Source organism: Marivita sp., assembly GCF_020055635.1.
In the GTDB taxonomy this organism is placed as follows: domain Bacteria; phylum Pseudomonadota; class Alphaproteobacteria; order Rhodobacterales; family Rhodobacteraceae; genus Marivita.
The window spans coordinates 58,239-72,193 of sequence record NZ_JAIPUT010000014.1; the positions used below are offsets into that span (position 1 = coordinate 58,239).

A 13,955-nucleotide genomic window follows, 5' to 3' on the forward strand; every position below is an offset into this window, starting at 1 on the left:
AATCAAATCTGAAACCTTGGTACGCCTGTCCGGGATCCGCTTCAGTGATATTGTCACCCAAACCGGGAACAAAGCGCAGGACGGTCCATTCGGTCGCAGATGACCGGCTCAGGCACTGTCCGCCACGCGCTGAATCCGGCTCCGGTCGAGCAAGGTGATCCTGCCGCGCGACTGCGCGACAAAGCCGCGTTTCTGGAAGTCATGCAGCACCCGCGAGACGACTTCGCGGGCGGTGCCGAGTTCCGTGGCGAGTTGCTGATGCGTCGTGGCCAGTTCATCGCCCTCGGTCGCAAGGCTGAGCAAGCGGCCCGCCAGCCGCACGTCGATCCGGCCAAAGGCCACATCATCGATGACGCGGAACAGGTCGGTGATCCGCCGCGCATAGGCCGTCAGGACGAATTCCCGAAATTCGCGGGACGAGGCCATCAGCCGATCGAATGCCCCTCGCGGGATCGCCACGGCAATCGTGTCGGTCTCGGTCACGCCTTCCGCGGAATAGGGCTCGTGCGCCAGCAGGCAGGCGGTGGTGAGAACACAGCTTTCCCCGGCTTCGACCCGGTAAAGAACGATGTCGCGTCCGCTTTCCGAGGTCTGCTGCACCCGCACCCGGCCCGCGATCAGGAACAGCAGGCTGTCGGGCACCGATCCCGGACCGAACACCACGGTTCCAGACGGTACCTTCATGACCCGGCTCTCATCCACCAGGTAGCGTTTCACGTTCTCCGGCAAGGTGCTCAGACCGCGAAACTGGTCGATCCAGTGGGTGTCCATCATGTCGATCCTTCGATTACCCCTGCAGGACCACGGCATGGCGCGCGGATCGCCCCGGATCTGCCCGGCGCATCATGCGCCCACGTCGAAAGGATTGTCCAGAACGCCGACCAGCGGCATCAGGAACGCGCCATCATCGGGGTCAAGCGCCGCCGCATGGTACTCGTCGATGATCCCCACCGCAGCGTCGAGGCTGGACTGCGACCCATTGAACCCTGCCAGGGCATTGTTTGCGTCGGTCACGTCGGACAACCCGTAATGCACGGCATACAGCGCGCCAAGGTCGGTCTTGATGTCAAGAAACGCCCGATCCGCAAGCTGCTGGTCGATGAAGGCCTGCGACGCATCGGCGGAGGGGTCGGCCTTGGCCCCCTCCAGAACCGCCAGGATGAATGTATCGCGCCCGACCCGGGTGCTGTCCAGCATGTCGACCCAGAAATCGAAACCGGTCTGATCCGGGATGCGTCCGAAAAGGTTGGTGTAGACTGCGGTTGCAAAATCCGCGTTGTCCAGTTCCTCGCGATAAAGGGCGCGCGTTTCCGGCTGGTTCGAAAATTCGGCGGCGATCTGTTCGAGGCGGACCCCTTGGGCAAAGACCGTTCCCCAGAAATTCAGACCCACCGCGTCGGGCGCGCGGTTGAAATAGGCGACGTAGAGTTCGACGAGTGTCTCCAGCGCTTGGCTCGACAGGGTCGCCGGCCCGCCAAACCGATCGAGGTCAAACGTCTCGGGACTGTCGCCGCCACGGAACGCGACCTCCTCGATCCCGATCAGCCTGTCGGTGCCCAGCCCGTCAGGCCGGCGGTCCTGGAGAAACGTCCCGTCCGGGCCGATTAACAGGGTGAACGAGGCTTGATCCCCGTCGACCCAGGCGATGTCCCGCCCGGCATTGCCCTCGAGCGTGTCGTCCCCGGCAAACCCCTCAAGGGCGTCATCACCGCCGCCGCCGCGCAGGTGGTTGTCGAACCGATTGCCGTTGATCCGGTCCTCTAAGCGCGTTCCTATGGCATTCTCGATGTCGCCTATCAGCCAGATCAGTTCCTGCGGCTCGGAATCGACGATGGTCAGGTCGAACTGGTCCGATGGCAGCGCGAACCCGGACAAGGTGTCGACCAGCTCGGTCACCTGCACATCCGGCAGAAAGATCGTCCAGCCCTCGGACTGGTCCGAGGCGTCCACCCAATCAACCCCGTCCACATCCCACAGCGTGTAGTAGAACGCCTCGCTGTCCAGCCGCAGCAGGCTGTTGCCGGCATTGGTCGCAGGGTTGGCGCCATAGAGATATTGCAGCGCCAGAACATCAAGCAGCATCGGCGTGGCCGGGTCCCAGCGCTCCAGCTGGTCTCCGAAATCGTCGGTGTAGGACATGATCGAAAACCAGTCGACGTCGCGTACCAGTGTCTGATCCAGCTGATCCAGCGAGGGTCGCTGGGCAGACGACTCGAACGGATGCCTGAGGCCCAGCGCATGGCCAAGCTCGTGAATGACCGTCAGGAACCCATCCGACCCCGGGCGGAAACTCGATGTGTTTATGATGGGTGCCGAGAAATTCATGAAGACATCGCCGCCTTCGGTCTCGTATTGCTCGAAGTTCGGAAACACTCCCGGACCAGGATAATAGGCATAGGCCAGCGTGCCATCGTCGACGACCGCGTTGTCGAGCGTATAGACGAGGTCGGCCCCCGCCAGACCCGCCGCGATGGGGCTGTCGAAGTCACCCAGATACTGAAATTCGACATCGATGAACTGCTCGACCGACGCCAGCGCTGCCGCGAATGTGTCGATCGCACCGAAGCGGTCCGTCCAGGCATCGCCGTTCAGGCCATCGGCCAATGCCCAGGTGAGCGTTGTCGAGTCCGACAGGTCCCAGGCGAAGCCGTCCGTCATCACGTCGATGATCGGGTCTCCGGTCGCATCGAACGAAAAGGCTGAATGGGATGACATCTGGGTCTCCGCCCTGGGTCGCATTGAGGCCGATAAGATCAAGACCACCGAAGCGGAAAACGCGCCCGGCGGCCTCCAAGATTAACCGACGGGGACGGCAAGTAAATGCCATTGCGCGACGCCGACCCGCGACATGTCAGACCATCCAGAACCCGTTTTTCTTGATCCGCTGCCGAATGGGTTGTTCCCGGCTTGGCAGATGATCGCGGTCGAACAGATCGCGGACCTTGTGGCCCCGGTTCTGAAAGATCATGCGCTTGAACGGCTCGTATTCCTTGAGCAGCTTCTTCACCGGATTGGGCGCGGTTATGGATTCAAGCAGAGTGACCACATCATCGCGCTCGCGCGCATAGAGCAGCGGCATGTTGCGGTAGTGGACGCTGGTCTGTCCGTCCAGGTAGCCGTCGGGCAAGGCATCACGGCCACCACCCAGCTTGTGAATGACGAGGGGCAGCGCGATCTGGTCCAGCCAGGGCTTCAGCTGCTGGCACACCAGCGCCTCGGGCGGGTCCGCCTGGATGGCAAGCGCCATGTCGAGAAAGGTCTGACCGAACACATGCGGGCACTTGTAGTAAAAATACCCGGCATTGAAATAAAGATAGCGCCGCCAGTATTCGTCCGGCTGCGTCAGGTCCAGAGAGCTTGCGAAATCCAGCCCGAACCGGTCGTACAGCGCCTTCCAGATCTCCGCATAACCCGGTCCGTAAAGCTCGATCTGCGGCCAGGTGCCTTCGACGCGCAGCGACGCGCCCGGCGTGTCGAAATCGAACGGCACCTCGCCAAGGTCGCCGGTGATCAGCGTGTCGGTGTCGAAGAACACGAACGGTTCGCCCTTGGGCAGCGCGAAAAGCGCCTCGATCTTGTTGCCATAGGGATAATCGCTGCCGAAATGCCGGGTTTCAAACGGCAGGATCGTCGCGCCCTGCGCCTCGATCATGTCGCGCAGGGGCTCGGGCCTGATGGTCGGGTCGGTCTGCCACAGCGCGCCCGGCCGGGGTTCGGCGACGTACAGCCTGAAGCGCGGATCGGTCGTGTTGGCCTTCATCGAAAGCGCGAACAGCAGCGCCTCATAGGCAAGTCGGCCCATCTGTCCGACGATCAGGACATTGACGGTTTTCGGTTTGGCCGGACGGCGTGCCATAAGGTTCCCTGAAAAAACTGCTCCGTGTTTTCCGACAACCATAGGCCTCGCGTCACCGCCCGACCAGAGCCGAGATCACTCGGCCGCAATCTCGTAGACAAGTGTTACCCCGGCGCGCAATTCCGTCTCGCCGCGCGCCACCGGCACGGCGCCGTCCGACGCCCGGGCCATGCTCATCATTTCAGGGCGCGGCGCGCGGGCGCCGGCTTCGCTCAGGCTGAGCAATGCACCCAGTTGCACCCCGGCAGCCTCGGCAAACAGCTCTGCCCGGGCACGGGCATCCGCCACCGCCTTCCTGCGCGCTTCGTTCATCAGCGGTTCCGGATCGGAAAGGGTGAACTGAAGCCCGTCGAACTGGTTCGCACCCTCGGTCAGAACCGCGTCCAGGACGGGGCCAAGCGAGTCCAGATCGCGCACCCGGACGGTCACCCGGTTGGACGCCTGGTAGCCGTCGATGCGCGGGCGGTCCCCGGACGCGGAACGGTCCGTCCAGATCGGCGACAGCGACAGGTCCGACGTCTGGACATCGCGCGCGGCAATGCCCGCCTCGGTCAACCTGTCGAGAATCGCCGCCGTGGTCTCGGAGGTCTGATCCATCGCGGCACGTGCGGTGTCCGCTTCGGACGAGGCCCCCATGTTGATCACGGCCATGTCGGGGACCGCGTAGACCACCCCTTCTCCGCTGACCGTGATCTTTCCGGCAGAGTCCGCCCATGCGGGCACCGAGCCCAGAACAAACACCAATAGCGCCATGACAGCCTTGAACCGGAACATCTCACCCCTCCTTTATGCGTCGGTGTCGATCAAACCATCGCGGGCCGGGTCCCTGGTGACAAGCCTGGATTCGATGCCGCGCGAAAGATCGCTTTGTCGCGTCCCTGAATCGTGTAAGTGACTCCCATCCGATACCAATGGCTGCTAAAATAATCCCATGAAGCCAGACTTTGCCCTGACCCTCTCCTTCAACGGAATTTCCCTGATGCGCCGCGTGCCGGGCGGCTGGACCCCTGTGGGCGACGTGGCGCTGGACGCCACGGACCTGCGCGGCGCCCTCGCCGATCTGCGCTCCGAGGCCGATGCCCTGTCGGCGCATGGCGGCCAGGTGAAACTCGTCATCCCCAACGAACAGATCAAGTACCTGACGATTCCCGATACCGGCCAGTTCGGCGGGGCGCTTCAGGATGACATCCGCGAAGCGCTCGACGGCGCCACGCCCTATGCGGTGGATGACCTGGTCTTCGACTGGGCGCAAAAGGACGGCACGGTCTACGTCGCCGCCGTTGCGAATGAAACGCTCGACGAGGCCGAAGCCTTTGCCAAGAGCCATCATTTCGAGCCGGTGTCCTTTGTCGCCAGGGCAGCGGATGGGCAGTTTGAGGGCGAGGTGTTTTTCGGTCCCGCCACGACCTGGACCGGCGAAGCCCCCAGCAAGGATCCCGAAGCGATGGTCATCGTGCCGAGCGATGCGGTGGCGTCCCTGCCGCGCGACGGCACCCTTGAAGACCGCGTTTCCGAGATCGAGCCGCCCAAGTCGGGGTCCGAACCCGACGCGGAAGACGATGCGGCAGAGCCCGTCGCCGACACGGACGCCGCGGATGCGATCGACGCGCTGGCACCGGGGATGGCGCAGGACGGTGGCCCCACCGACCCGGCACAAGTAGCGGCTGCCGCGCAGGCGGACTCGCCGATGCCGGTGCTGAAAATGGAGGCGCCCAAGACACCTGACACGCCCGCGTTCTCCTCCATCCGGGCGTCGCGGACCGCTCCGGACCCCGGTGAGGCCCCCTCGGCCCCCAAGGTCCAGGCGGCCCCGACCGAACCCGCCTCCGCCCCCCGGTTCAAGCTGGGCGGCGCGCGAAAATCGACGCGGGACACCGACATTACCGCACCGGCCCTTCAGGTCGATGCCATGGACAAATCCGAGCAACGGTCGGGTTTTGGCTTTTTCAGCCGCCGCAAGCCCTCCACGCCAGCCGAATCCGCCCCGCCGACAAAACAGGTGCCGCCGCTGACAACAGCAGGCGCGCCAGCGGATGCCCCTGAGGCCGAGGCGACACCGAGACACGATCCGGAACCGGCGCGCGCCGCTGTCGCCCGGATTGCCGCGATGCGTGCGGGCCGCTCCACCGATGGCGCGGCCACCGCACCCCAGACCACCGTGGCGAACGAACGCGAACGCATGACGATATTCGGGGCGCGGACAGAGCCCCAGATCGGCGGAAAACCCCGTTACCTCGGCCTGATGCTGACCAGCGCCTTGCTGATCCTGCTTCTGGCCGTCGCAGCCTGGGCCAGCGTGTTCCTGGACGAAGGCATTTCGCGTCTCTTCGACGGCAAGGACGACACCCCCTCGATTGCGCGGCTTCCCGATGTCGAGCTTCAGCCTCTCGACGGGTCGATCACGGAGCCGCCCGAGGAAGAAGACCTGCAATTCGCCTCTCTGGATGCCGACGATGCGCCGGGTCGTTCGGAGGACGGAATATCCGACCTGCTCCCGCCTCCGGCCGCGTTGACCCCGGAAGAGGCCGATGCGCGCTATGCGGCGACCGGGATCTGGCAGCGCGCGCCGGAATCTCCCGCGACCCCGACCCTGACAACGCTCGATGACCTGTACGTGGCCTCCATCGACGGGTCGGTCGAGCAATATGATGCCTTCGCGCTTCCCGGCGCCGAGGCGCTGCGCAACGATCGCACCTACCTGTCGCAGCCCAACCCCGCGGCCCCCGGCACCCGCTTTACCCTCGATGACCGGGGATTGGTGATCGCGACGCCCGAAGGCACGACCAATCCCGACGGCGTGCGTGTCTTCGCCGGTCTGCCGCCGGTGGTGCCGCCTGCCCGCCCGGCACCCCCCGCCGCCGAACCCGAAGCCGAGGCCGGCACGGAGCCGACGGACGCAACGGCTGCGGTTCCGGCCCTGCAGGGCTTTCGCCCGCGCCCCAGGCCCGAAGGCCTGATCGAGGGCAACGAGCGCGCGCAACTGGCGGGCCGGACACGCGCCGAACTTGCCGCGCTGCGCCCTGCCGCGCGCCCCGAAACGCTCAAGGCCGAAGAGGAAACCGCCAAGCCCGAGGCGACGGAATTCGCGGTCGCGCAATCGGTTGCCCCGGTGACCCGTCCGCGCAACTTCGGCCAGATCGTCGAACGTGCCCGCGAAACGGTGCAAGAGCAGGAGCAGGTCACTCAAGTGGCCTCGGTTGCGCCCCGCACGGTACAGCCAAGCATCCCGTCCACCGCCAGCGTGGCGCGCCAGGCCACCCTGTCCAACGCGATCAACCTGCGCCGGATCAACCTGATCGGGGTCTATGGCAAGCCCTCGAGCCGCCGCGCCCTGGTGCGCCTGTCGAACGGTCGATACCAGAAGGTCCAGGTCGGCGACCGGCTTGATGGCGGGCGCGTCGCGGCGATTGGCGAAAGCCAGCTGCGCTATTCGAAGAACGGTCGCAATGTCGTCCTGGACATGCCGGACGGCTGAGTCCCGATCGACCTTCCGCCACCGGATTGAGCGCCGCTTGGGCACTTGCCGTTATTTTCGGCAGAAACGCGTCGGCTTGGTTGCCATTGCCAGCCGAAGACCGGCATCCTGCCCGCAGTCTGAAAGGCGTTTGAATCATGGGTGAATTTCTGTTCCTGGCCTCGGTGCTCTTGCTGGCTGCGGTGATCGCCGTGCCCATCGCATCGCGCCTTGGGATGGGGTCGGTGCTGGGCTACCTGCTTGCGGGCGTCGCGATCGGACCGGGCCTTGGGCTGGTTGCCGACACCGCGGACCTTCAGCATTTTGCCGAGTTCGGCGTCGTGATGATGCTGTTCCTGATCGGGCTCGAACTCGAACCCCGTGCGCTCTGGGACATGCGGCACCGGCTGATCGGGCTGGGCGGGCTTCAGGTCATCGTGACGATGCTGGCGGTGATGACCGGCGCGATCTACCTGGGATTTGTCTGGCAAACCGCGCTGGCCATCGGGATGGTCTTCGCGCTGTCGTCCACGGCGATCGTGCTCCAGACCCTCAGCGAGAAGGGCCTGATGCGGACCAGTGGCGGGCGATCGACCTTTTCGGTGCTCCTGACGCAGGACATCGCGGTGATCCCGATGCTGATCATCCTGCCGCTGCTTGCGGTGCCATCGATCCCGACCCTGACGGAAAACGGATCCATCTCGCGCAGCGTCTTGGAGAACAGCGATGACGTGGCTCATGGTCACGGCATGTCGCTGGTCGAGGGGCTGCCCGGTTGGGGGGTGACGCTTGTGACGCTGGGCGCTGTGGCGCTCATCATCCTTGGCGGGATCTACGGCGCGCGTCCTCTGTTCCGGTACATACACGGGGCGAATCTGCGCGAAATGTATACCGCGCTCGCGCTCCTCATCGTTATCGGCATCGCCTTCCTGATGACCGCGGTGGGCCTGTCGCCGGCGCTTGGCACCTTCCTTGCAGGGGTGGTGCTGGCCAACAGCGAATTCCGGCACGAGCTGGAATCCGACATCGAGCCCTTCAAGGGCCTCCTGCTGGGGCTGTTCTTCATCACTGTCGGGGCCGGGATCGATTTCGCGCTCTTGTTCTCGGAGCCGGTCACGCTGCTGGGCCTGGCGCTGGGGATCATGCTGCTCAAGTTCGTGATCCTGTATATCCTCGGCCGTGCCTTCAAGCTGAAGGGGCGCGATCAATGGCTCTTTACCCTGGGGCTGGCCCAGGCCGGCGAATTCGGCTTCGTGCTGATTTCCTTCTCCTTGCAGCAATCCATTCTGCCGGTGGCGCTGGGGGATCGGCTGTTGCTGATCGTGGCGCTGTCGATGCTGATCACGCCGCTGGCCTTCATCCTCTACGAGGTTCTGTCCAGGCGGCTGAAGGATGGCACCGAGCAAATTGCCCATGACGAGATCGACGAACAGGGCGCGGTCATCATCGCGGGGATCGGGCGCTTCGGTCAGATCGTGAACCGCCTTGTCCAGTCGGTCGGCGCCAAGACGGTGGTGATCGACAACAACCTGCAAACCATCCAGCTGATGCGCCGCTTCGGCTACCAGGGCTTCTTCGGCGACCCGCTGCGCCCCGACCTGCTGCATGCGGCAGGCATCGACACCGCCCGTGTCCTCATGGTCGCCCTTGATGATCCGGTGGCGGCCGAACGGCTCGTGACCTATGCACGGCGCCTGCGCCCCGACATCCATATCGTCGCCCGGTCCCGCGACCGCACCCATACCTACCGGCTGTACCAGGCCGGGGCGAACGACATCGTGCGGGAACTCTTCGACAGCTCGTTGCGCGCAGGCCGCTACGTGCTCGAGAATATCGGGCTGAGCGAGTACGAGGCCAACGAGGCCGAAAAGCTGTTCTACCAGCACGACCGCTACACCGTCCGGGAACTGGCCGAGCTTTGGGATCCGGACATCCCGTCGGCACAGAACGACCGCTACATCGCGCGGGCACGGGAACTGGAGAAAGAGCTGGAAGCGTCCCTGCTCTCGGCGCTCGAGAACAGCAATAACGACGCGGCATGAAAAAAGCGGCCCCGAAAGGAGCCGCTTTGCTTGTCTGTCAGTGTCGGTCGGATCAGGCCGCCGCGGGCGTACGCGACAACAGGACGTCGCCAACCTGCTTGGAGGCCGCCAGCTCGTCTCCGCCGGACGTCGCAGCGATTTCGCGGGTCAGACGTTCAAGGGCGGCTTCGTACAGCTGACGCTCGGAATAGCTCTGCTCGCGCTGGTCGTCGGCACGGTGAAGATCGCGCACCACCTCGGCGATCGCAATCAGGTCGCCGGAATTGATCTTCTGTTCGTATTCCTGCGCCCGGCGCGACCACATGGCCTTCTTGACCTTGGCCTTGCCCTTCAGCGTCTTCATCGCCTGGTTCACGACATCCGGTGAACTCAGGGACCGCATTCCGATTTCCGTGGCCTTGTGCGTCGGCACCCGCAATGTCATCTTGTCCTTCTCGAACGAGATCACAAACAGTTCGAGCTTGATGCCCGCGATTTCCTGCTCTTCGATCGACACGATCTGGCCGACACCATGCGCCGGATAGACGACATAGTCATTCGGACGGAATTCGGATTTTTTCGACTTGGTCATTCAGAACCTTCCATTTACCTTCACCCCTGCGACGCAGACAAAAATAACGAGCGGAAGCAGCACTTCCGACCGTTTCGATTCAGTGTGTACCGAGCAAGCCTGTATAAGCCCACTATCACGCATGTATTGACACGCGTCCCACAGGTGCGATTTCTGACAGTATCATAACATAAAACGGCGCCCTGCGGTAGTGGGGCGTCAACCACCTATTCATCCCGCAGTTTCAAGGCTTTACCGCCTTTTTCCGACGCAGGTCACGATCGGGCTACGAATCAGCCGCCCTCGCCCGGCGCTTCGGAAAAGTACTTCTCGAGCTTGCCGGTCTCTCCGTCCCGCTCCTCGGCCTCTGGAAGCGGATCCTTCTTGGTGATGATCACCGGCCACATCTCGGAATACTTGCGATTGAATTCGACCCACTTGTCCGTGTCCGGCTCGGTATCCGGGCGAATCGCGTCCGCCGGGCATTCCGGTTCGCACACGCCGCAATCGATGCATTCATCGGGATGGATGACCAGCATGTTCTCGCCCTCGTAGAAACAGTCCACGGGGCAGACTTCCACGCAATCGGTGTATTTGCAGCCAATGCAGGCATCGTTGACAATGTAGGTCATGCGGTCCGTCCATCGTTCGCTCGCCCGCTAGCTAAGCCACTGGCGAAAATCATTCAAGAAGGTCTGTCCGGGTTTGTTGCAAAGCGCGACGATCTTTCTTCGTCGGCCTGCCTTTGCCTTCGAAACGAGGCACTTGCGCCTGCGGCTCGCGCGGCTGCGGCGGGGCCAGATCCTCGTAAAGCGTCCGGGCTTCGGGCGCCGGGCCGCGCCGTTCGCCCATCGCCAGAACCTTGACCACGCGGACATCGTCAGCCTGCGGAAAGGTCAGCACATCCTCGAAGGACACCGCGTAGGCGGGTTTCGAGATCGGCTGCCCGTTGACCCGCAGCTTGCCCGCCGACACGACCTTGGCGGCAAGGCTGCGCGTCTTGAAGAACCGCGCATGCCAAAGCCACTTGTCGATCCGAAGCTTCTGGACCGGCTCTGCCAAGTCAGTCCTTGTTCTTCAGCCCCATGAGGGCCGCTGCAAAGGGATTGTCGGGGTCGATCTGCTTTTCCTTCTTCGGCGGACGCGACTGGAACGACTTGGCCCCGGCATCGCGGGGCTGGCCCTGGCCCTTGCCCTTTGGCTTGCCCTTGCCGCGCGGGCGGTCGCCCTGCGGCTTGCCGCCGTCGCGTCGGCCCTTGCCGCCGCCATCGCGGCGCGGCTGACGGTCAGGGCGATTGCCCCGCCATGTGAAGACATAGAACACTTCGGTTTCCGGCCCCGCCAGGGCGGCGTCAGGCGCCGCGCCCGGATCGATCTCGGTCTCGGAATTTGTCGGGACAGGCGTTTCGTCGGGCGTGTCCAGCGGCGCGTCTGCAACCGGGGCCACTTCGTCGTCCGGCATCGCGGCGGCGGCATCCGGCACGTCGGCGGCTTCGGGCGCCGCGGACGGCTCCGCATCGGTGCCCGGCACGTCTTCCTGCGCCACATCCATCACCGGCGTATCCTCGACCGGCACGACACCATCGGTCTCGGCATCCTGTTCGGTCGCGGTCGCCGCATCGGCTTCGGGCACCACGGCATCGACGGCGCGCACCTTTTCACGCTCGCCCTTTTCCGCCTTGTAGCCCAGCCCGCCCATCAGGTCGGCGAATTGCTCAAGCGTCAGGCCGGTGATCGACAGCATGTCGGGATTGGCCTCGAACCCGCCCCGGCTGTCCTGTGCGCGCAGCAGATCCGCCAGACGTTCCAGCATGTCGATGCGGATTGCCCGGTCGCCGGCTGCGCGGTAGCCCGACACGGTGTGATGCTCGGAAGGCGTGCCCGGCGTGTTCGGCACCGTCACCAGACCCGGCGGCGGCGCTTCGGGAAACACGTCGAGATTCTTGGAAAGGCTCCACAGCACAAGCCGCAACCGGGTCGGCGCCGGTTTGAGAAGCAGCGGCATGAAGATCGTGAACTGCCCGAACCGGATACCATGCTTGCGCAGCATCCCGCGCGCATCCTGGTCCAGTCCCTTGACGTCATCCGCCACGTCGGCCCGCGGCAGGATGCCCAGCGCTTCGACCATGCGGAAGGCAAAGCCACGGGCAAGCCCGTTCAGCGTCTCGTCCTTCTGCAAGTTGATCAGCGGCTCGAACAGAGCGGCGATCTTGCGGTCGATGAAATGCTGCAAGCGGCGCTGCACCTTCTGTGCCACATCCGCTCCGGCCTCGTCGTCGACAAAGGCCACCACACGAGGTTTCAGCGGATCGTCGCCAGCGGTCAGCTTGCCCACCGCCTGGTCGCCCCACATGAGGCCACCCTGTTCGGTGTAATCCATCTCGGTGTCCGGCGCGTTGTAGAACCGATCCGCCCGAAGATGAAAATGCGGCGCAAGTGCCTGGATCGACGCCGCCTTCAGCGTCTTGGCTTCCTGTCCGGTCGCATCCTTGTCCTGGCGGAACCGGAACCCTTCGAGCCTGCCGACGAATTCGCCTTCGACGGTGACTTCACCCTTGTCATTCACTTCGGCCAAAAGGGCCTCCTTCTGTTTCAACCGCCGCAAGAGCACGGATGTGCGCCGGTCAACAAATCTTTGGGTCAGGCGCTCGTGCAGCGCATCCGACAATCGATCTTCTACAGCGCGCGTCAGTCCGCGCCAATGGCTTTCGTCATGCACCCACCCCCGGCGCTGCGCGACATAGGTCCATGTGCGGATATACGCCAGTCGTTTCGACAACGTGTCAATGTCGCCATCTGTCCTGTCGATCCGGTTGACCTGTCGGCCGAGGAAATCATCTGGAATCGCTCCCCTTTGATGAAGATGCCCGTAGATAACTTCCAGAAGCCCCGCATGTTCCGCGTGGCTGATGCCACGGAAATCCGGGATACGGCAGACATCCCACAAAAGCTGAACCGATTTCGGGTCGGACGCGCGCGCCTGCACTTCGGCGACGCTGCCCAGGGCCTTGAGCGCCTGCAGGTCATCCGCCTCGCGCGCCTTGACCAGCCGTTCGTCCTGCGGCGGCGCCTCGAGCGAGGCGACAAGGGTTTCGATGCTGCCGAACCGCAGATCGGCGCTGCGCCAGTTCAGCTTGCGAAGCGGCGTGAAGCGGTGGTTGCAGATCGCCTCGGCAACCTCGTCGGGCAGCGGCCCGGCTTCTCCGGTGACGCCGAAGGTGCCGTTCGACATGCCGCGCCCGGCCCGCCCGGCGATCTGCGCCAGCTCGTTGGGCATCAGCGGGCGCATCCGGCGTCCGTCGAACTTGGTCAGCGACGAAAACGCGACATGGTTGATGTCAAGATTGAGCCCCATGCCAATGGCGTCGGTCGCCACCAGGAAATCCACCTCGCCATTCTGGTAAAGGTCCACCTGCGCGTTGCGCGTGCGCGGGCTCAGCGCGCCCATCACGACGGCGGCCCCGCCCTTCTGGCGGCGCAGCAATTCGGCGATCGCGTAGACGTTCTCGATGGAGAATCCGACGATGGCGGTGCGCGGCTGCAAGCGACTGATCTTTTTCGACCCGGTATAGGACAGCTGGCTCATCCGCTCGCGGCGCACGAATTCGCAGCCTTTCACCAGCTCCGAGATCGGCCCGCGCATCGTGTCCGACCCCATGAACAGGGTCTCGTGCGTGCCCCGCATCCGCAGCAGTCGGTCGGTGAACACATGCCCGCGCTCGGGATCGGCGCAGAGCTGGATCTCGTCGATGCCGACAAAATCGCAGCCCATCCCCTCGGGCATCGCTTCGACGGTGCAGACCCAGTATTGCGCGCGCGGCGGCACGATCCGTTCCTCGCCGGTCACCAGCGCCACCACGGACGGCCCGCGCGCCGCGACGATCTTGTCATAGACCTCGCGCGCCAGAAGCCGCAGCGGCAATCCGATCATGCCCGAGCGATAGCCCAGCATCCGTTCGATCGCGTAGTGGGTCTTGCCCGTGTTGGTCGGGCCAAGAATGGCCGCAACCCGCGCATGTCCGGCCATGTTGACGTCCTTTGCCGTCCTGCTCG

Annotated in this window: 10 protein-coding genes; 2 read left to right on the plus strand and 8 right to left on the minus strand. The window is 64.2% G+C overall.

Features of this window, described 5'->3' with window-relative positions; genetic code table 11:
* Positions 1-108 precede the first annotated feature (108 nt).
* The 4 genes from LCF60_RS09220 to LCF60_RS09235 all read right to left on the minus strand — a co-directional run bounded on the left by LCF60_RS09220 (position 109) and on the right by LCF60_RS09235 (position 4,630).
* On the minus strand, positions 109-771 hold the full coding sequence (locus tag LCF60_RS09220; protein WP_292291305.1) for a Crp/Fnr family transcriptional regulator: 663 nt from the start codon (positions 769-771) through the stop codon (positions 109-111).
* Positions 772-843: 72 nt separating this feature from the next.
* Positions 844-2,715 (minus strand): DUF4214 domain-containing protein, encoded by a 1,872-nt coding sequence (locus LCF60_RS09225; RefSeq protein WP_292291306.1) that lies wholly within the window; start codon positions 2,713-2,715, stop codon positions 844-846.
* 136 nt (positions 2,716-2,851) lie between these two features.
* Entirely contained in the window at positions 2,852-3,856 is a 1,005-nt protein-coding gene (locus LCF60_RS09230; RefSeq protein WP_292291307.1) for a hypothetical protein, read from the minus strand.
* A 75-nt stretch (positions 3,857-3,931) separates the two neighbouring features.
* A complete protein-coding gene (locus LCF60_RS09235; protein WP_292291309.1) occupies positions 3,932-4,630 on the minus strand; it encodes an SIMPL domain-containing protein in 699 nt (232 codons plus the stop codon).
* Between the two features lie 157 nt (positions 4,631-4,787).
* Between LCF60_RS09235 and LCF60_RS09240 the strand changes: the two genes are divergently transcribed.
* Both LCF60_RS09240 and LCF60_RS09245 read left to right on the plus strand, forming a co-directional pair.
* A complete protein-coding gene (locus tag LCF60_RS09240) occupies positions 4,788-7,331 on the plus strand; it encodes a hypothetical protein (RefSeq protein ID WP_292291311.1) in 2,544 nt (847 codons plus the stop codon).
* Between the two features lie 137 nt (positions 7,332-7,468).
* Positions 7,469-9,352, plus strand: a complete 1,884-nt coding sequence (locus LCF60_RS09245; RefSeq protein ID WP_292291312.1) for a cation:proton antiporter — start codon at positions 7,469-7,471, stop codon at positions 9,350-9,352.
* Positions 9,353-9,404: 52 nt separating this feature from the next.
* Here LCF60_RS09245 and LCF60_RS09250 read toward each other — a convergent pair whose 3' ends face one another.
* The 4 genes from LCF60_RS09250 to LCF60_RS09265 all read right to left on the minus strand — a co-directional run bounded on the left by LCF60_RS09250 (position 9,405) and on the right by LCF60_RS09265 (position 13,929).
* Entirely contained in the window at positions 9,405-9,923 is a 519-nt protein-coding gene (locus LCF60_RS09250) for a CarD family transcriptional regulator (protein ID WP_292291313.1), read from the minus strand.
* A gap of 272 nt (positions 9,924-10,195) precedes the next feature.
* Positions 10,196-10,534: a ferredoxin FdxA gene (fdxA, locus tag LCF60_RS09255; RefSeq protein ID WP_292291314.1), complete on the minus strand. Its 339-nt coding sequence runs from the start codon at positions 10,532-10,534 to the stop codon at positions 10,196-10,198.
* Between the two features lie 49 nt (positions 10,535-10,583).
* Entirely contained in the window at positions 10,584-10,964 is a 381-nt protein-coding gene (locus tag LCF60_RS09260; protein WP_292291315.1) for an RNA-binding S4 domain-containing protein, read from the minus strand.
* A 1-nt stretch (position 10,965) separates the two neighbouring features.
* Positions 10,966-13,929 carry a helicase-related protein gene (locus LCF60_RS09265; RefSeq protein WP_292291316.1) on the minus strand — a complete coding sequence of 988 codons (2,964 nt, stop codon included), beginning with the start codon at positions 13,927-13,929 and terminating at the stop codon, positions 10,966-10,968.
* Positions 13,930-13,955 lie beyond the last annotated feature (26 nt).